Consider the following 19,029-nt stretch of genomic DNA (forward strand, 5'->3'; position numbering starts at 1 on the left):
CGATGCGACGGTGGTTCTGGCTCGCGCTGCTCGCGCTCGTCACGCTTGTCGCTCCGGCACGCGCGCAGGAGCGTCTCAACGTGGTCGCGAGCTTCTCGATCCTCGCCGACCTCGTGCGCAATGTCGGCGGCAACGGCGTCAACGTGGCGATGCTGGTTGGCCCCGAGGGCGATGCCCATGTGTACCGGCCGAACCCGGCGGACGCCAGGAAGGTCGCGGAAGCGAAGCTGCTCTTCATCAACGGGTTCGGCCTGGAAGGCTGGCTGCCGCGGCTGGTGCAATCCGCCGGCGGCAAGGCGACCATCGTCACCGCGACGGACGGGGTCACGCCGCTTAAGCTCGGCTCCGCCCCCGATCCCCATGCCTGGCAGTCCGTCGCCAATGCCAAGATCTATGTCGCCAATATCCGCGACGCGCTTGCGGCCGCCAGCCCTGCGAACGCGACTGCCTTCCGCGCCAATGCGGACAGCTATCTGGCAGAGCTCGACGCGCTGGACAGCGAAGTCCGGCAGGCGGTTGCGACGATCCCGGAAGCGCGCCGCAAGGTGATCTCGACCCACCGCGCCTTCGGCTATTTCGCGGCCGCCTACGGCATCGAGTTCATTGCCCCCGTGGGGGTCTCGACCGAATCCGAGCCCAGCGCCCGCGATATCGCAGGCATCATCACCCAGATCAAAAAAGCGAAAATTCCGGCGGTTTTTCTCGAAAATGTCAGCGATCCCCGCCTGATCCAGCGGATCTCCGAGGAGACCGGGGCCAGGATCGGCGGGACCCTCTATTCGGACAGCCTCACTGCCGAAAAGGGCGAGGCACCCACTTACATTGCGATGGTAAGGCACAATATAAAGGCCCTGACCAGCGCGCTTGGCCACTAGGGCGGGGGCCCTCCCTGCCGGCCCGGGCAGCGCGTTCCAAGTTCCGCCCCCGGAGTTGCCATGCCAGAACCTTCTTCGCAAAAGATCCCTGTGACCGTGCTGACGGGCTATCTCGGCGCCGGCAAGACCACGCTGCTCAACCGCATCCTGTCCGAGAACCACGGCAAGAAATACGCCGTCATCGTCAACGAATTCGGCGAGATCGGCATCGACAACGACCTGATCATCGGGGCCGACGAGGAAGTGTTCGAGATGAACAACGGTTGCATCTGCTGCACCGTTCGCGGCGACCTCGTCCGCATCATGGACGGGCTGATGAAGCGCAAGGGCAAGTTCGACGCCATCATCGTCGAGACCACTGGTTTGGCCGATCCCGCGCCGGTGGCGCAGACCTTCTTCGTCGACGAGGACGTGCAGAAGAACGCCCGGCTCGATGCCGTCGTCACGGTGGCCGACGCCAAATGGCTCAGCGACCGCCTGAAGGACGCGCCCGAGGCCAAGAACCAGATCGCGTTTGCGGACGTCATCGTGCTGAACAAAACCGACCTCGTGTCAAAGCCCGAGCTTGCCGAGGTCGAGGCCCGCATCCGCGGCATCAACCCCTACGCCAAGCTGCATCGGACCGAGCGCTGCAAGGTGGAACTGGCCGACGTGCTGGAGCGCGGCGCCTTCGACCTCGACCGCATTCTCGACATCGAGCCGGATTTCCTGGAAGCCGACGATCACGATCACGATCATGATCATCACCACCATGGCCATGACCATCACCACCATGACCACGGCCACGGCATGAAGCACTACCATGACGAGGAGATGCAGTCGTTGTCGCTGCGCACCGACAAGGCGCTCGACCCCACGAAATTCATGCCGTGGCTGCAGAACCTGGTGGCGACCGAGGGCCAGAAGATCCTGCGCTCCAAGGGCATCCTCGCCTTCGCCGGCGATGACGACCGCTACGTGTTCCAGGGCGTCCACATGATGCTGGAAGGCGACCATCAGCGGAAGTGGAAGGAGGACGAGCCACGCGAGAGCCGGCTGGTCTTCATCGGCCGCGAATTGCCCGAGCAGGCGATCCGCGACGGCTTTGAGCGCTGCATCGTCTCGTGATGAGCGAGTTCGACCCGGGCGAGGTGCCCTCCATCGCTTCGATGACCGACCAGGTACGGCCAGTGCCGCTCGGCATGGCCGTCACATCAGTGCATTTCCTTGGCGACACCGCCCACTTCATCGGCACCGAGGAGAATGTCGCCATCGTCGGCGGGGAGGGCGAAGTCTCGCAGACGACAGTGCATGGCGGCGCAATCCTCTGCTCCGTCTGCGATGGCGAGCGGATCGTCATGGGCGGTGACGACGGCAAGCTGGTCGCCCTCAATGCCAAGGGCGAGGTCTCGACCTTGGCGACCGACCCGAAGCGGCGCTGGATCGATGCCGTGGCGCTGCATTCCGATGGCGCGGTGGCATGGTCGGTGGGCAAGACCGCGTTCGTGCGTCCGGCCAAGGGCGAGGAAAAGTCCTTCGATGCGCCGTCCACCGTCGGCGGCCTTGCCTTTGCGCCAAAGGGCCTCCGGCTCGCAATCGCCCATTATGGCGGCGCGACGCTGTGGTTTCCCAACATGGCGGCGAAGCCGGAATTCCTGGAATGGGCCGGCTCCCATCACGCCGTCACCTTCAGCCCTGACAACAAATTCCTGGTCACCGCGATGCATGAGCCGGCGTTGCATGGCTGGCGGCTTGCCGACAACAGGCACATGCGCATGAGCGGCTATCCCGGCCGGGTGCGTTCGATGTCGTGGAGCGCCGGCGGCAAGGGGCTTGCCACATCAGGCGCCGACACCGTCATCATCTGGCCCTTCGCCTCCAAGGACGGCCCGATGGGCAAGCAGCCGGCGATGCTGGCGCCATTGCAGGCGCGCGTCGCAGTCGTCGCCTGCCACCCGAAGGACGACATCCTGGCCGCCGGCTACAGTGACGGCACCGTACTGATGGTGCGGATGGAGGACGGGGCCGAGATCCTGCTCCGCCAAAACAAGGGCGTGCCAATCTCCGCGCTGGCGTGGAACGCCAAAGGTACGCTATTGGCATTCGCGGACGAAGACGGCGACGGGGGTCTGTTGGCGTTTTAATCACCTGTCGTGTCCAAGCCGTATTGAGGGGCTATGCGGTTTCTGACGACCTTCCAACTCGCTGATCTCTTCGACACGCTGATGAGCCTGACCACAGCCTTCGTGCTGGGCACGCTGATCGGCGCCGAGCGGCAATATCGCCAGCGCACCGCGGGCCTGCGTACCAATGTGCTGGTCGCGGTCGGAGCGGCTGCGTTCGTCGACCTCGCGATGCGCCTGGCGGGCGCAGACGGCGCCGTGCGGGTGATCGCCTATGTCGTGTCGGGCATCGGCTTTCTCGGCGCTGGCGTCATCATGAAGCAGGGCATGGACGTGCGCGGGCTCAACACAGCGGCGACCTTGTGGACGTCTGCGGCGGTCGGCTCCTGTGCCGGCGCCGACATGGAGGCGCAAGCCGCGGCCCTCACCGTGTTCATCCTTGCCGGCAACACGCTGCTGCGGCCCCTGGTGAATGCCATCAACCGCATTCCGCTCGACGAACTGGCGTCGGAGGCGACCTACTATTTCAAGCTCGCAGTCTCCACCGAAGCCTTGCCCCACATGCGCGACCAATTGGTGGAGAAGCTCGAAGCCGCCAGCTACCCGGTAGCCGATATCGAGGTTCAGGAGATCGGTGACAATCTCTTGGAGATCGTGGCGACGTTGGTGAGCACGTCAGTCAACCCCAACGAACTGAATGCCGTGGTGGTCGACCTGCAGCACCAGGCGGGCGTTCGCCACGCCACCTGGGAAGTCAACACAGCCGATTAGGGCCTGGGCTCATAAAGGCGCTGACGTCAACTTTGCGGGACTAGATCATGATCCGATTAGACGGAATCGGATCATGATCTCATCTCTTTGTTTGAGCATGATTTTTTCGGAAAACCGGTTTCCACTTTTCCGGATCATGCTCTAGGCAGAAACGCTTTGCTCAATCGGTACATTGCCGGTTTCGACCCGTTGTGTCCCTTCCCGTTGCGCAAGCCGTCGGCTATTTCAACTCGCGCGCCAGGAACTGCGTGACACGATTGATCGCATCCGCGCGGGCTTCGGGATTTGCCCCTATGGTCGGCGAACTTCCATCCGGCCGTTTCTGGCTGATCATTTGCGTCAGCGGAAGGTTCGGATGGTCGAAGGCGTGATGTGTGTTGGGATAGAAGTGCATGTCAATCGGAGGGCTGCCCTCGTCTTTTGCCCGCGCGACCATGTCCTTGCATGGCCCCGGAGGCGTAGCGCTGTCTGACTCGCCCATCAACAGCAGCATCGGTTGGCGGGGCCGCCAATGCGGGTCCTTGTCCGCGACCGGAGGACAGTTCGGATAAATGGCGATCGCAGCCCGGAAATCCTTTTCCGGCGGCACATCTTTCGGCAACGCGCCATTGGCGATCGTAAACAGCATTGCCATTCCGCCGTATGACTGACCAAAAATAGCGATGCTGCCGGACCGCACATCGGAGCGCGACCTCAAGTAATTCATGGCACCAAACGCGTCCCTTGGCGTCTCCCGATTTGGCAGAATGGGGCGCGAGAAAACCGGCAACAACGCGCAAAGACTGCCGTGTCCGCGAGGTTGAAAGGAGTCGATCAGGAGAACGACATATCCCTTTTGAGAGAGGACTTCGCCCCATGTTCCGTAGAGCGGGCGGACTTCGCCTTTTTCATTTGCTGCGCCGTCGCATCCGTGAACGCTGACGACTGCTGCAAAGGGTCCGGGTCCAGACGGCCTGTAAAGATAGCCATTGATGATCGTGGGCGTTCCACCCGTCAGGTCACTGTCCGTCGAGGGGAATGAGACCTTCTCTTGCGCCCTGGCTGTCGAGATCAATGCGAGAAGGAGACCGAACGCGAGTGCGATGCAATTGAAGAAAGCAATAATATTCGACTTGGAGACCGCCGCCATATTGCGCTCCATGGTTTTGCTAATCAGCTATTCAAAAAGCATTGTCGCTCCATCGACCTTCAATCGGGTCGTACCTCCGGGCATTGCGCCGGGTGCTCAACCTATAGTATTTCATAGACTTGAGGAAGGGGTATTGCCGAGAGTGTCTCAGCTGCTCGCAGGCGCGCGACGCGGCTCGATCCACATCCAGCCAGTGACGCCGGCAAGTGCGGCGCAACCCGCGGGCACCAGCATGATCGCGTGTAGCGCGCGCTCGAATGCGGCGATTGCTTCCGCACCAGCGCTCGCCTGTCCGGACATCACGGCATTGAGGGCCTCGTTGGCTTGCGCAGGCGTCGTCCCGGCAAGATGATACAAAAAGTCTGCAAAGAACGCTGCCCCGAGCGCTGCAACTGCGAGCAGGCCACCGACTCGAGCGACCGCGTTGTTGACGCCCGAAGCAATGCCGGCATGAGCTTTGCCGGCGGCCCCCATCACGGTCGACGTCAGCGGCGGAACCGTAATTGCCATCCCCGCGCCGAGCAGGACCATCGATGGAAACACGCTGATCCAGTAAGGCTGCCCGAAATCGACAAAAGCCAGCATCGCCAATCCGCAGGCCGCGACGATCGGTCCGACGGTGAGCAGCAGCCGCGGCCCCAGACGGTCAGCAACGGTCCCGGCGAATGATGCCCCGAATCCCATGATCAGTGCTAAAGGCAGCAGCGCCGCGCCGGCTTGTGTCGCGGAGTAGCCACCGAGGCGGATCAGGCCGAACGGCAGATAATACAGCGCACCTCCGAGCGCGAAGTAGAGCAACAGCGTCAAGGCATTAGTTGCCGAGAAATCGCGCGATCGATAGAGCGACAACGGCATCATCGCCCGCTCATGGAGGCGCGCTTCGATCACGACGAACGACACCAGCAAAACGGCTCCCACGCCCAGGGCGGCCAGCACTGTCTTGTCGCGAAATCCCGATGCCGGAATGGCACTCAGAGACCACGTAATCGCGGCAAGGCCGATCGCGACTGAGGCGGCGCCATTCCAGTCGAGTTGCTTCGCCCGCGGATCGTTGCTTTCGCAGCCGAAGCGAAGCGCAAGTCCAGCCGCGGCGATGGCGAGCGGGACATTGAGGAGGAAGATCGCCCGCCACGATACCTGATCGACCAGCCAGCCGCCCAGCAACGGACCTGCCGCCATCATCAATGCAGCTGCGCCCGCCCATATCCCGATCGCCCGGCTCCGCTCGTCCTCGCTGAAGGTCGCCCCCAACATGGCCAGACTGGCCGGTGTCAGCAGAGCGGCGCCAAAACCTTGAACCGCACGGCTGACGATAAGCACCGTAATGTTCGGTGAGAGTCCGCAAGCGATGGAAGCGGCGGTGAAGACCACGATGCCCAGGACAAACATCCGACGTCGGCCGTAAAGATCGGCAGCCGAACCACCGATCAGCACGAGCGCACCGAGCAGCAGCAGGTAGGCGTTGACGATCCATTGTGTCGCTGCCGCATCCGCATGCAGCGCCTGCTGGATTGCGGGCAGCGCGATGTTCACCACCGAGCCGTCGAGGAGGGCCATGCTGGACCCAATGACCGTCGCCGCCAATGTCAGCCACTTGCGTCTCTGCGACAGGACTGCGTCAAAAGCCGGTGTCGCCTCGATGACCCCGGCGTCGCACGGCGGCCGTGTGAATCCAATCATTGGATGCCCGAGAAGGACGATTGTCGCCAGTCAGCGTGCACCCGACGTATACCGTTGGCAACCTGGTGGACAAGCTCAAGGCTGCCAGCTACCGGACTGCTGATATTGAGGTCCAGGAGATGCGGGACCTGAGCGATTCCAGTCGGCTCCTCGGGCACTCGCGCTACGCTTGCATTGTCACACACGACGTCTTGCTGGCGATGCGCCGAGGTGCAATAGATCGGCCGCACGCGAAGCAGCTGGGGCGCGGGTCCGTGGTAATTAAATACCTTAAGTTGCGTGGACTTGATCGAGCGTACACACCGTTTCGACAGCGGACCGTGCTCGAGCATAACAAAATGACGCAGAAGGTCTTGTCGGGCTGAATAAGCGGGACGAGCCTCCCGTGCCCACGCTCGAGCTGCTGACACCCGATCGGCACGCGACATTACAAATGTTCGACGGCGAGCCCGACTACCCAACGCTCCGCGACATTGTCGCGAAATACGTTGCAAACGAACAAGACCTTGCAAGCAAGCCTCCTATGGGCCGCGCTTGGAACCACATCCGCTGCCTGACGGAAAGCAAATAGCTCGTGCGGGGCGCGATGACCGGCGGATGGAAGATCAGCGATTTTGCCGCGATGATCGCGGTGTTGGGCGTCGTCGCACTGGTCGGACTGTCGGACAACGAGCGGACGATCCGTCGCAATCTCGATGCGGGCTATGCCACCAGCGCCATGATCACCGGCGCCCACGAACAGCGCCGTTTTCCATTGACGTTCGACGGTCTGCGCCCCCGCCTCCTCGACCAGGTCCATTCGCTCGATCTCACGTGGCGCGGACCCGATGGGACCGAGCGCACGCGCCAGAAGGTGCCGGTCAGCGACCAATACCTCGCGCCACTGATGGTCGGCGACAAGGTTCGCCTCGTGCGGGTGCCGATCAAGGTCGTGGACGAGCAGGAAGCCGTGCCGACCATCGTGCCGGACGCGGACGCGCGTCTGAACTACATGAATGGCTTCGCGACCTGGGTCCGCTACGGGGCCGCGATCGCCGCTTTCATTTTCGTCGTCAGTTTCGGCACCCGATGGTGGCAGCGTAACCGAGGCGTCCTTGCCGGCGCCGGGCCCGGACTGGAGCCGACAGCATGGCACATTCCTCCCCGGCTCACGATCCTGACGGTCGTTTGCCTGGGGATGGCCGGGATGATGGGATATTTTTCGCTCAGGGATGGCTGGGCAACGGCGGCCATACGCGCGCACGGCAGTGACACGACCGCGGCCATCACCGGCCTCCACGCCACGGTGGGCCGCGACCGCACGATCTCCTATACAATCGACCTCGCGTGGCGAGACGGATCGGGAGCCGAACGCCATTTCGGGCCAACCCATATCAGCGATGCGTACGCGCAGCGGATCTCCGCCGGCGGCGTCCTCACCGCCCGGCAGACAGCGATCCGCTATCTCGAAGAAGACCCGTCGGCGCGCCCGTTGATCGTGGCGGACGCAGACGAGCGAACCAAGCAGGACGGAATCGGGCAGGCGATGACGGCGGTGCTCGCTGTCGCCGGCATCGCTCTTGCCGCAATCACGGTGTGGCGAAGCCGGCGAGCGTGAACGGTCCTCGCCGATTGAAGTATCGTAGCCCAGGTGGAGCGCCAGCGTAACCCGGGGGTCCGCTCACTCATGCTGATACCCATATCCCGGGTCTACGGAGCGAGGCGGTCCCTGCCCACGAAAAACGTTTCGAGAGTCAGAAAGCGAACCGAAGTCTCGGCGCTGGTCGACCATAGTTCGATAGATGTCGGCACGGCGCGGCAACCCCGTCCGGTCCTACCATCTGGGAAATCCTTCCCGGCTCGTTCGCGGCACGCACGCTTCGAGAGAGCCGGGATGCGTATCGAACTGCCGTTGGTTCCAGTCTCGCTCGAAAGGATTACAACCCGTGAATAATGCGAATTCGAATGAAATGAACGCCAATCCGAATGCCGGTGATGATGCGAAGCGCGGATTCAACATGCCGCTGTTCGCGATGCCGGAAGTGTATCACAGCATCGCCGAGCAAGGCATGGCGCGGGCAAAGGAGAATTGCGAAAGGATGAAGGCGGCTTCTGGCGAGATCGCCGACATCCTCAAGGAAGCCTGTTCGACCAACGCGAAAGGCGCCGCCGACTACGCGGCCAAGCTGATCGAGATCTCGGGCACGAACACCAGCTCCGCTCTCGAATTTCTCACGCATCTGATGGGGACGAAGTCGCTGCCGGAGATCATCCAGCTATCGGCCACGCATGGCCGCAAGAATTTTGAGGTCACCTCCGCTCAGAACAAGGAACTGTGGGAGCTCACTCAGGAAGTGGCGAAGGAGACTGCCGAGCCTATCAGGAAGAGTCTTGCCAGGGTGCTGCGGACAGGTCCCTAGATATTCTCTTAAGCGCCACGGAAAATCGGCTGGACGAAAAGCGCCTCCCGCGAGAAGAGGCGAAGTCCAGCCGATGGCCCGCGGAATGCTGCCGATGCAGCAACTCGGGACATTGAGGGAGGACCAAGATGGGTATCGTCATGATCAAATGCCCGCAGACGGGACGCGCAATCCCGACGGGCATGAAAGCCGATCGCGAGAAGTTTCGATGCAGTACGGTGTTCTTCGCGCGCAGCTATTGCGCGATCTGCCAGACCAGCCATGAATGGTTTGCCAAGGAAGCGTGGGTCTACGAGTCGGACGAGGGAGCGAGGAGGGTGTGCTGAGCTAGCATGCCATAGCTAACCGTTCTTCAACGGTGCCTTGCACGGTGAGCGGTCCCTCCGTGGGGGCGCGCGCGGTGCTGCACTCCATTCTCGGCGGTCGGCAGCGGGGTGGGCGTGCGAGGCCTCTCATGCGCAGGCCAAGAGTGACGGTGCGGCGTCATCTCGTGCGTCGAAACAATACGGTCGATCCTGCTGCGCATGAGTTCGTAGCACTCGCATGCCGCTGCTTCGAGCCGCGGCCTGTCGATTTCGATCGAGCTTCGCCGATTGGAGCGGATTGCTCCCGTCGCGCGGAGCTTGGATACGACATGGGTCACCGTCGTTCGTCGCACGCCCAGCAACTCCGAAAGCGTCTCCTGCGTCAGCGGCAGCATGTCGCTTTCGGTCCGGTCGTGGATGTGCAGCAGCCAATGAGCCAACCGGGCTTCGACTGAGTGCAACGCATTGCAAGCCGCAACATGCTGGAGTTGCACGATCAGGGCCCTGTTGAGCCTATTGACGGCGGCCTTGAGGGCGTGGCTGTGCTCGAGCGCCGCATGGAAGCGTGCCGGAGAGAGCTGCAAAGCCGTTCCGGCGACGCGAACCACCATCGTCATCGGCGAGCGCGCCGGTCCGAGCGCCGAAAGGATGCCTACCGCGCCCTCTCTGCCGACGATCGCGGTGGCGACCGTTTGTCCGTTCGGCATGTCCATAATGTGTGCGACGAGTCCGCTGGAAGGGAAATAGATCTGCTCAATCAGATCGCCCGATCGCGCCAGGACGGCGTCGCGTTTGAGCGTCACTTTCCGGAAATGGGGCGCAAGCAAATCCAGGTCCGCTTGCGGCAGCGCGGCCAGAAGTCGATTTTCAATCCTGGTCTCATGCTCCATCGCGGGAAAGCTCCTTCCCAGAGACGGAGTGCAGTTAGTGCCGGGGACGCACACGCACTAAGCCACCACGCCGGACCACTAAAAACGCCGCGCGAAGAAAGTTCCAAATGGGGCCTGCAGCGCCAGGGGCGCGTGCGCCACGCCGGCTGGGAGGTCAATACCCCGGATTATGGCGTGGGCCGTCACCGCTTCTCCGGCGCGACCTTGTAGCCGACGATACGCGTGTTCCAGACGCAGGGGGTGGCATCGTTGGCCCATTGCTGTGTCGCCCACAATGTCTTGCGGTCCACGGGGTCGAGCGCGGTCAGGATGCCGACCGAATTCCCCATCGGGCTCACGTTCCTCTCATTCGGGCAGGTGTAGGGATGCGCGCCCGCGACGATCGTCGTCGGGCCGGTGAACGTGTTGGCCGGATCGTCCTGTCGGCGGGTCCAGAGCAGCACCGACAGGTTTGTGCGCGCGCTTGAGGACGTGCCGACGATGCCTAGGTTCCCCGTATCATCCGCGCCAATCGTGCCAAACTCCAGGTGATTGTCAGGGCTGGCAATCTTCGCCGTCTGGCCGACCACGCAGGCGGTCGGCTGCGAGCAATCGAGGTCCATCCAGATCAGCAAATTGTTGGCATCAGCGCCCTGCGCCCCGCAGGACTCAGTGCATGGTCCAGTGCCGAGGACGCCGTACAAGTGCGAGCCGTGCTGGACGACATTCATCAGGCGGTGGCTGGTTGCGGCGCGAAGCGTGACGTCGCTGCCGGCCTGCGGGATCGACATGGTCTGGCCGCAGCACGGTGTGTTGTAGAGCCACTTGTTCTCCTTCGAGCCGATATCGGTCTTGATCACCTGCTGAGCGCCGCCGGCATTGTAGGTGCCGGTGGCGCCATTCCAGGTGAACGTGTTCACGATCCAGTGGAACGAGAAATTGGTGGAGCGCTGGCAGGAGTATTGCGCCGCGTGGTCGCAGCTCTTGTTGGCAAAGAACGCCGGAGCCGATGCGGCTTTTGATCGATCGTGGTCAACCGCAGGGACGATGTCGAGCGGCAGGTTGTGGCCGCGGTTGATATGGGGTGGCGCTGTGCCTTGCGCGATCGCCTTGACCTCTACCGGCGGCACGGCAAAGCAGTCGTAGGACACGCCCGGCACCGTGTTCGGATTGTCGTCGCCGGCGTGCCCGCCGCAGATGTACACGCCGTTCTTGTCGTAGCCCAGCTTGATGCCGGGATTGCGGTCGAGGCATGGGCCGCCCTGCAGGCAGGACAGGTAGGTTCCACCCCACGAGTCCGTCGCGTCGGCGCTGGCGCTCACAAGCGTGCAGTCGTTGGCGCAGGTCACGGTGATGATCCAGCGCTCGATGAACTCGTTGTAGACGATATGCGGCTCGAACGGCCCGCCGCCTTTGGCCGGGTTCGGGTCGAGCCCGGCACTGCGGATCAGTGCGGCCAGCGGCGTGGATTTCAGGAGCTTGCCCGCAGTGTCGTACACGTTGACGTTCTGCCACGTGACCTGCACGACCTGCTTGCCGCTCGCCGCAACGTCCATCTCCGCCCGATCACAATGGATCGGCCCTCCGTTCGACTTGCACACCGCCTGACCCGGTCCGCGGTCGCCCTCGAACGAGTTGACGGTCTGCGCTCTCGCTGCTCCGCAAGGAGACAGCATGGGCAGGATGATCAGCAGAGCACCAAGGGCAAGCTGCTTTCCGGTTCGTCGGTTAGACATGGTTTGGCTCCGCGGGTCAGGCCGTCTCTCGAGCTCGCGCCAGGGACGGCGCGAGCGTTTCGTTTCAGCCATTGCTAGAAGTTGAAGGTTGTAGAGACCAGATAGGTTCTGGGCGCGCCGAGATAGACGTATCTGTTGGTGTTGGCGCCCTGCCAGTAGTTCTTGTCGAACAGGTTCTCGACCTGGAAGCGCACCACCACCGGCTTGTTATTCCACGGCGCCGTAAAGGTGTAGCGCGCACCGGCGTCGTAGCGTGTCCAGTCCGAGACCAGGAGCGTATTGGCCTGATCAGCGAAGAAGCTGCCGGTATAGATCGCGCGTCCCGTCAGCGTCAGGCCGCGCAGGAACGGCACATCCCACTCGCCGCCGAGATTGAGCTGTGTGTCGGGCACGCTGAAAGTCCGGTAGCCGTCAAACTGCCCGCGCTCGGTCTTGTCCTGACGCGCATCGATGAACATCACGCCACCCAGCAGCCGCACGCCTGGCGTGACCTCACCGAAGACATTCAGCTCGACGCCGCGGTTGCGGCTCTCGCCGGATTGCGTCAGCGTATTGGTGACGAAATCGACGAGCTGCAGCGGCCGGTTAATGTCGAAGGCGCTGACGGTCGTGGTGATCCGGCCCCAATCGACCTTGGCGCCGACCTCATACTGCCGGGTCCGATAGGGTGGCAGCACCTGACCGGCATTGGCATACTGAGCGCCGACCACGGTGCCGGCCTCGAGCCCTTCGATGTAGTTGGCATAGATGGAGACGTTCTCCAGCGGCTTGATCACCACCGCATAGGCCGGCGTCGTTGCCGAGGTGTCGTAGCCGGAAGTCTGCAGCCCGGTCGTCGCACTGAACGACCGGCTCTCGACATATTGCTGGCGTACGCCAGCGGTGAACTGGACGCGACCGTTCGCCACCGACATGGTGTCGGCGATGCCGAAGCTCGACAGATGCGTATCCGAGATTTTTGGCGGTGCTCCAACCGAGATCAGCGGCGTTGGGCTCGGACGCGGGCTATAGAGATTGGACGTGAAGGCCGTGCCCGTCGTGTTGATGATCCCGACCTCGCCTTCGGATCCCGTCGCGTTGAAATTGATCGCGTGGTGGATTGGCCCGGTATCCACCGAGGCACGGAAGCCCGCCTGCACCGCCGCCTGGTCGCGGGTCTGGCTGTTCAGTCGCGGCGAACCGTCGAAATTGCCGTTGAGGTTGGTGAGCCTGATATCCGAGTAAAGATACCTGGTGTCGCCCTGTACCACGCCAGCCTGGGCGTAGGCCGTCAGGTTTTCGGTGATGTCGACCTCACCCTGCACGAGGCCGAACTTGCCTTCGCCGTTCCAATAGCCCCAGCTTGGCATGAAGCTCGCCCGTGCATCCGGCGGGACCGGCACGCCGGTCAGCGCCGGACCAAGCACCACGTAGCGCGTCATGGCGTCGATGTTATTCTTCTCGTAACCGACATCCGCGGACAGACGGACGCGCTCGCCGCGGTAGTCGAGGCCGAGCGCTGCGGTCCCAAGCTCCTGGCTCTGGTTGGCGATTTCGGTATCGCCATTGCGATAGCTGCCGTTGAATCGAACGCCGAATTCGTTGGCCTCGCCGAACCGGCGACCGACATCGAAATGCGTGCCGAACTGCGAGCGTGACGCATAGGTGTTGGTTAGCTGCGCGATCGGGTCGTCGCCGGCACGCTTGGTGACGAGATTGATGCTGCCGCCGACGCCACCGTCCGGCGGCATGCCGTTGAGCAGCGCGCCCGGTCCCTTCAGCACCTCGACGCGTTCGATCGCCGCCAGCGACGAGAACGAGAAACCCGATGCGATGCCGTACAATCCGTTGATGCCGTAGGCCGAACTCGGCACGTTGAAGCCGCGGATGGACACGAAGTCGAAGCCGTAGGCGCGCGGCGCGTAGGAGCGGATCGACGGCTCGTTGGCGAGCACGTCATCGAGCTTTCGCGCCTGCTGATCCTGGATCGTCTGCGCGGTGTAGCTCGTCTGGTTGAACGGCGTGTCCATCACGTTGCGATTGCCGAGCATGCCGACCTGGCTGCCCGAAGCCACCTGCCCGCCCGCATAGGACGGCGGCAGGCTGCCGATCATCCCGGTTGGCGGTGTCGTCCGCGCACGAGGCTCGACGGGGCGCGGAGCTGCACGCGGCGCAGTTGCGGCATTTTGGCGCGGTGCGACACGACGCGCCGCGCGCGGCGTTGGCGCATGCACCTGCACGGCCGGCAGCTCGTGCGACGTCTGCGCCACGGCTGCGTCTCCGCCATCAATCAGCAACGCAAGCGTGCTTGCTGCAGCCAGAAGGGTTTTCTTGTGAAGTGTAGTCCCGCACGTCATGAGATCAGTCGCCCCAAAATCCCCAGCCGACTTCTGTCGGCTACCGAGATCGCGACCTACAGGAGGTCGTGGTGCGGTCACAATGCGGCGGGCTTAGATTCCATCTAGTTTTTCACGCAGATTGAGAAGTGAAACACCGCATACAACTCCGCGCACGGCGCGATTTGACAACAGTGATTGCGTCCGACCTTCGACTTTCATTCGTCCCTTGATATCTGCCGTCATCCACGAGAATTGAACTAAACAACATCGCTTCCATACCTGCAGGCGCCCGTCGGGACGCAACTTTTTCCTAAAGCCGTCGCCGCCGTCGTTGCTCGGTCATGGTCTCTGAGACAGAATTGGCCAGCCGAAATTTGCGTGAATCGCTGCAAATCAGAAACTTATGACCAAGCCCGCGAGCAACGCCCCTATCGCCGAAATCTTCCATGCCTACTGGAAATCCGACTGGCGGGCGCTGTCGCTGGTGGCGGCGATCGTTTTCCTGTCGAGCGCGAGCGGCATCGCTGCGCCGTACCTGTTCTCCCGCCTTGTGGACCGGCTGACCAAGGAGACGGTCGTCTCGGACCTTCTATGGGCGTTCCTGCTCTACGCGCGCTGGTGGGAGTAGCCTCGGCGCTGCAGCGCGCGGTGCAACACCTGTCGGTGATGACGGCCGAAAACCTCGGATTCATCGTGAGCACGCGGTTCTTCGAACGCATCTTGAGGAAAAGATCCGACTTCTTCGTCGAGCACAATCCGGCCGAGATCCAGACGGCCGGCGCCCAGGGGCGCGGTGCGCTGACGACGATCATGCACATCGCGCTGATCGTGTTCATCCCGGGCGCGACGCAGATCGCGCTCACGCTCGTCACCCTCGGCGCTCTCTTGAGTATCGAGGTCGTGGCGATCGTTGCCGCTTACGGCGCCGCCATGATCACGATGACATTCGTCTCGACGCGTCGATCACAGGCCCTTCTCGACGCAGCCGTCTCGGCTGCGCAGGAAAATGCTCGATTCGTCGGCAACGCGATGAACGCGATGGAGACGTTGCGTCATCTCGGCAGTCATGCGTGGATGAGCAGTCGCTTCACCGAGAAGGCTCGCGCGGTAAAGGATAGCTGGCGGGCTTACACATTCCGTCGCGCCGGCTCGTCGGCCCTGTTGGGCCTGGGTCTCTCGATCCAATTCTCCGTCAATTTCCTGCTGCTGCTGCCCCGCTATCAGGCCGGAGCGACGACGGTCGGCGATATAGTGCTGTTCAACGCCCTGTTGCTCCAGCTCAACCTGCCTTTCGAGATGATCGCCCAGACGATGGATAGTTTCGCGCGTTCCCGAGCGCAACTCATCCCGCTCGCTGACATGTGGCGGGCTCCCGAAGAGAGCGAATCTTTGCATGCGCAGAGCTTCGTCCCCCGAGAGGGACGGATCATCTTCGACGATACCAGGTACGACTACGGCAACGGTCGTGGGGTCGATGGGATCAGCTTTACGGCGGGCCGCGGCTCCATCACGTTTATCGTAGGCGAGACCGGCTCCGGAAAGTCGACCATCTTCAAGCTCGCGCTGAAATCCATCGAGCCGCATTCAGGTCGCATTCTCGTCGACGACATCGATCTCCTGCGCATCGCGCGTGCTGACTGGTACCGTGCCATAGCGGTCGTGCCTCAGGACGTGGTGCTGCTCAACGAAAGCCTTGCAGACAATATCGTTCTGGGCCGCACACGAGATGAGGCCCGGCTTCGTGACGTCTCGGAAAAGGCGGCTATCCTGTCTTTCATCGATGCGCTCCCGGAAGGCTTCGAGACCAAGGTCGGCGAACGCGGCCTGAAGCTGTCGGGCGGAGAGCGCCAGCGCATCGCGATCGCCCGCGCTTTGTATGGCAACCCGACCGTTCTTTTCCTCGACGAGGCGAGTTCTGCGCTCGATGACGCGACCGAGCGGGACATCATGAACCACGTTCGTACCCTCGTTCGCGATGTCACGGTGCTGGCCATCACGCACCGAAGATCCGTCCTTGGCGCCGCGGATAATGTCGTGGACTTAAGCGATCCCGGCCGATCCCGCGCCCCAGCGATTCCCGCATTGGCGGCGCTACCAAAGGAATAGCACCGTAGCCCGGGTGGAGCGGAACGCGTAACCCGGGGCCGTTCGCAAACGCCGGTACAGATTTCCCGGGTTACGCGTTCCGCTCCACCCGGGCTACAAGCTACAGGCCGTAAGTCGCCACGACTCCAGCCGCCCCGCGCGCGGAACCAGGCCTCGCCGGGATCGTTGACTCCGCGGACAATGACGCGGGTAGAACGAGATGACGACCGACAGGCAGCGCAGATACAGGAAGGATCTTCTGATCGCATCCGCCCTGTTTGTGGGCGGACTTGTGATTTCGACCGCTTCGCTGGTCGAGATTGCCGCGCGCCAATCCGAGGAGGTGGCTCAGGCAACGCCGCCAGTGCAGTCGTCCCCGCCCGAGCCGCAGACGAAGCCAGCCGAATCAAAGCCCGGCGGCGAGCGGCCGACCACGCCGGCGCCCGAACCCGCGCGTCCCGACCCGGAGGCGCAGAAGGCCGGCGCGCAGCCCGCGCTGCCACCCGCGCCCGCGGAAAAGACCGCGCCGCCGGTCCAGAAAAAGTGATGTCCTCTCATCCCCAGGGACCAGCCTGAACGGACCCTGCCGAATTTACAGTCTCGCCTGCGTCCCTCTGCCGCCGCATAATCCTGGTCGCCAGCGACACGCCAACAACCTTTGGGGCCAGCAGATGAAGATCGACGATGTCAGGCGAAGTGCCTATTCGATGCCGCTCACCAGCCCCGCGTTTCCGCCGGGGCCCTATCGCTTCTTCAACCGCGAATATTTCGTCATCACTTACAGGACCGATCCCGAAGCGCTCGCCGCCGTGGTGCCCGAGCCGCTCGAGGTCGCCGAGCCCGTGGTGAAATACGAGTTCATCCGGATGCCCGACTCCACCGGCTTCGGCGACTACACCGAGACCGGTCAGGTGATCCCCGTTCGCCTGAAAGGGGAGGAAGGGGCTTACACCCACGCGATGTATCTGGACGACGAAGGGCCGATCGCCGGCGGCCGCGAGCTCTGGGGATTTCCGAAGAAACTGGCGAGGCCGAAGATCGAGGTCGAGAGCGACGTGCTGGTCGGCACGCTGCATTACGGCTCGGTGCTCTGCGCCTCCGGTACCATGGGCTATAAGCACCGCCCCGTCGATCATGACGCCGTGCTGAAGAGCATGAAGGCGCCGAACTTCATCCTGAAGATCATCCCGCATGTCGACGGCAGCCCGCGCATTTGCGAACTCGTGCGCTTCCACCTCGAAGACATCACGCTGAAGGAAGCCTGGACCGGCCCTGCCGCCCTCGGCCTGTTTCCGCACGCGCTTTGCGATGTCGCGCGACTGCCGGTGCGCGAGGTCGTCTCCGCCCTGCATTTCAAGGCGGACCTGACGCTGGGGCTCGGGACGGTGGCGTTCGATTACATGGCGAAGTGACGAAGGCGGCGGCGCGAGACTCCCGATCTCGTCATGGCCGGGCTTGACCCGGCATCCACGTCTTGACCAACCGAGGCAGAGTGTGAATGCGCGGCGCGAGGCCGCGCATGACCGTCCGAGCCGCAGCGCCAGCCCGGCATGCGTCACGGATCACCGATCAGGTGGCGCTATCCACGGGCGGCTGCGCTGTGGCTTTAACCGCCGAAGATTGGGAGAGCGACAAGAGTGCTATCAGTGCCGAAAGACTCAGTCCGGCCGATACGATCACTATCGATCGGCCTAGGGTATCTATAAGCAGTCCGAACCCAAGGGGCGCGAACGCTTGGCAAATGCGGGATGGTGCGCCGATCAAGCCAAGCCGATAGGCGTAGTTCTCCGGTCCGAAAATCGCCAACGGGAGCGTTCCCCGTGCGATGGTCAGGATACCATTGCCGACCCCATGTAGCAGAGCGAAAGCGGCGGCCGCACCACCGCCGAAAATGCCGATTGCGCACGCTCCGATGGGATGAGTGATACAGGCAAGTCGTGTCGAGACGAGCGGGTGAAAACGATTAAGAAGGCTTGCTTCTATCATACGGGCTGCGACTTGGGCGGGTCCGATCATCATGCCAGCGAACACCGCCTGCGCTGGCGTCGCACCGAATGCTTCGACGATCCGTGGCAGATGCGCGGCCATCGCCGATGTCACCGTCCAAGCGGCCGCGAACGCGAATGAGAGCAGGACCATGGTTCGGTCGATCGGAATATGCGGCTTCGTCACGGGTCCTTCTGAGCGGACCGGTTTTGCCGCGCTGGGCAGCGCGAGATTGAGGGGTAGACCGATAACGACGTGCGCGATCGCCCAAGCGTAGCAGGTTTCCCGCCAACCGATCGTCTCGAGCCCGAACGAACTCAGTGGCCAGCCGACGGTACTGGCAAAGCCGGCAATCAGCGTGATGCCGGTGATCGAGGCGCGTGCGTCGCTGCCGTAGATGCGTCCCAACGCTCCAAACGCCGCATCGTAGAGTCCGACGCCCATGCCGATGCCGAGCAGGAGCCACGCCGCCGACATCGCCCACACAGAAGCCGATGCGCCAAGCAACGCGAGCCCGGCTGCAAGAACCACATTCGAGATACAGAGGACCTGCCTCCCTCCGACGCGGTCGATCTGGCGGCCGACGCGTGGACCCAGTAATCCGGAGATGACAAGGGACGCCGAGAAGGCCGCGAAGAACCAGTTGGTCGAAATTCCGAGATCGCGGGCGATCGGATCTGCCAGGATCGCCGGCAGATAATAGCTCGATCCCCAGGCCAGCGTTTGGGCGGTCCCAAGCGCGGCGACCACTCGCAAGCGTTGTCTGTCCACTCC

Annotated in this window: 18 protein-coding genes; 12 read left to right on the plus strand and 6 right to left on the minus strand. The window is 62.9% G+C overall.

The window, feature by feature from the left end; genetic code table 11:
* Positions 1 to 2: 2 nt before the first annotated feature.
* The 4 genes from OZ411_RS20640 to OZ411_RS20655 are packed head-to-tail and all read left to right on the plus strand — an operon-like array spanning position 3 to position 3,748.
* Complete coding sequence (locus tag OZ411_RS20640) at positions 3 to 875, plus strand: metal ABC transporter substrate-binding protein (RefSeq protein WP_130578736.1); 873 nt, start codon at positions 3 to 5, stop codon at positions 873 to 875.
* Positions 876 to 935: 60 nt separating this feature from the next.
* Positions 936 to 1,982: a GTP-binding protein gene (locus tag OZ411_RS20645; RefSeq protein WP_282529427.1), complete on the plus strand. Its 1,047-nt coding sequence runs from the start codon at positions 936 to 938 to the stop codon at positions 1,980 to 1,982.
* Complete coding sequence (locus OZ411_RS20650; RefSeq protein ID WP_282529428.1) at positions 1,982 to 2,998, plus strand: WD40 repeat domain-containing protein; 1,017 nt, start codon at positions 1,982 to 1,984, stop codon at positions 2,996 to 2,998. Before OZ411_RS20645 ends, OZ411_RS20650 begins: the two co-directional genes overlap by 1 nt.
* A gap of 33 nt (positions 2,999 to 3,031) precedes the next feature.
* The gene (locus OZ411_RS20655; protein ID WP_282529429.1) at positions 3,032 to 3,748 is read left to right on the plus strand and encodes an MgtC/SapB family protein; all 717 of its coding nucleotides are present in this window, start codon (positions 3,032 to 3,034) and stop codon (positions 3,746 to 3,748) included.
* Positions 3,749 to 3,968: 220 nt separating this feature from the next.
* Here the strand turns inward: OZ411_RS20655 and OZ411_RS20660 are convergent, their stop codons facing one another.
* A complete protein-coding gene (locus OZ411_RS20660) occupies positions 3,969 to 4,877 on the minus strand; it encodes a dienelactone hydrolase family protein (RefSeq protein ID WP_282529430.1) in 909 nt (302 codons plus the stop codon).
* 147 nt (positions 4,878 to 5,024) lie between these two features.
* On the minus strand, positions 5,025 to 6,557 hold the full coding sequence (locus OZ411_RS20665) for an MFS transporter (RefSeq protein WP_282529431.1): 1,533 nt from the start codon (positions 6,555 to 6,557) through the stop codon (positions 5,025 to 5,027).
* A 385-nt stretch (positions 6,558 to 6,942) separates the two neighbouring features.
* Here OZ411_RS20665 and OZ411_RS20670 point away from each other — a divergent pair, with 385 nt between their 5' ends.
* The 4 genes from OZ411_RS20670 (at position 6,943) to OZ411_RS20685 (ending at position 9,282) form a co-directional block, all read left to right on the plus strand.
* Complete coding sequence (locus OZ411_RS20670) at positions 6,943 to 7,128, plus strand: hypothetical protein (RefSeq protein ID WP_282529432.1); 186 nt, start codon at positions 6,943 to 6,945, stop codon at positions 7,126 to 7,128.
* Between the two features lie 15 nt (positions 7,129 to 7,143).
* Positions 7,144 to 8,154, plus strand: coding sequence for a DUF3592 domain-containing protein (locus tag OZ411_RS20675; protein WP_282529433.1), 1,011 nt, complete (start codon positions 7,144 to 7,146; stop codon positions 8,152 to 8,154).
* Positions 8,155 to 8,482: 328 nt separating this feature from the next.
* Positions 8,483 to 8,956 carry a phasin gene (locus OZ411_RS20680; RefSeq protein ID WP_282529434.1) on the plus strand — a complete coding sequence of 158 codons (474 nt, stop codon included), beginning with the start codon at positions 8,483 to 8,485 and terminating at the stop codon, positions 8,954 to 8,956.
* 128 nt (positions 8,957 to 9,084) lie between these two features.
* Positions 9,085 to 9,282 (plus strand): hypothetical protein, encoded by a 198-nt coding sequence (locus OZ411_RS20685; protein WP_282529435.1) that lies wholly within the window; start codon positions 9,085 to 9,087, stop codon positions 9,280 to 9,282.
* 26 nt (positions 9,283 to 9,308) lie between these two features.
* Here OZ411_RS20685 and OZ411_RS20690 read toward each other — a convergent pair whose 3' ends face one another.
* The 3 genes from OZ411_RS20690 to OZ411_RS20700 form a co-directional block, all read right to left on the minus strand.
* A complete protein-coding gene (locus OZ411_RS20690) occupies positions 9,309 to 10,151 on the minus strand; it encodes a Crp/Fnr family transcriptional regulator (protein ID WP_130578728.1) in 843 nt (280 codons plus the stop codon).
* A 182-nt stretch (positions 10,152 to 10,333) separates the two neighbouring features.
* Positions 10,334 to 11,866, minus strand: a complete 1,533-nt coding sequence (locus OZ411_RS20695) for a hypothetical protein (protein WP_130578727.1) — start codon at positions 11,864 to 11,866, stop codon at positions 10,334 to 10,336.
* A gap of 74 nt (positions 11,867 to 11,940) precedes the next feature.
* The gene (locus OZ411_RS20700) at positions 11,941 to 14,115 is read right to left on the minus strand and encodes a TonB-dependent siderophore receptor (protein ID WP_282529436.1); all 2,175 of its coding nucleotides are present in this window, start codon (positions 14,113 to 14,115) and stop codon (positions 11,941 to 11,943) included.
* Between the two features lie 472 nt (positions 14,116 to 14,587).
* On the opposite strand from OZ411_RS20700, the gene OZ411_RS20705 reads away from it, so the two are divergent.
* From OZ411_RS20705 to OZ411_RS20720, 4 genes are all read left to right on the plus strand, one after another.
* Complete coding sequence (locus OZ411_RS20705) at positions 14,588 to 14,812, plus strand: hypothetical protein (protein ID WP_282529437.1); 225 nt, start codon at positions 14,588 to 14,590, stop codon at positions 14,810 to 14,812.
* 38 nt (positions 14,813 to 14,850) lie between these two features.
* Positions 14,851 to 16,290, plus strand: a complete 1,440-nt coding sequence (locus tag OZ411_RS20710) for an ABC transporter ATP-binding protein (RefSeq protein WP_282529455.1) — start codon at positions 14,851 to 14,853, stop codon at positions 16,288 to 16,290.
* A 199-nt stretch (positions 16,291 to 16,489) separates the two neighbouring features.
* Entirely contained in the window at positions 16,490 to 16,816 is a 327-nt protein-coding gene (locus OZ411_RS20715) for a hypothetical protein (RefSeq protein ID WP_282529438.1), read from the plus strand.
* 124 nt (positions 16,817 to 16,940) lie between these two features.
* On the plus strand, positions 16,941 to 17,681 hold the full coding sequence (locus OZ411_RS20720; protein ID WP_130578723.1) for an acetoacetate decarboxylase: 741 nt from the start codon (positions 16,941 to 16,943) through the stop codon (positions 17,679 to 17,681).
* Positions 17,682 to 17,838: 157 nt separating this feature from the next.
* Here the strand turns inward: OZ411_RS20720 and OZ411_RS20725 are convergent, their stop codons facing one another.
* Entirely contained in the window at positions 17,839 to 19,026 is a 1,188-nt protein-coding gene (locus OZ411_RS20725; RefSeq protein WP_282529439.1) for an MFS transporter, read from the minus strand.
* Positions 19,027 to 19,029 lie beyond the last annotated feature (3 nt).

Origin of the sequence: Bradyrhizobium sp. Arg237L, from assembly GCF_029990105.1 — a bacterium.
Lineage (GTDB): Bacteria > Pseudomonadota > Alphaproteobacteria > Rhizobiales > Xanthobacteraceae > Bradyrhizobium.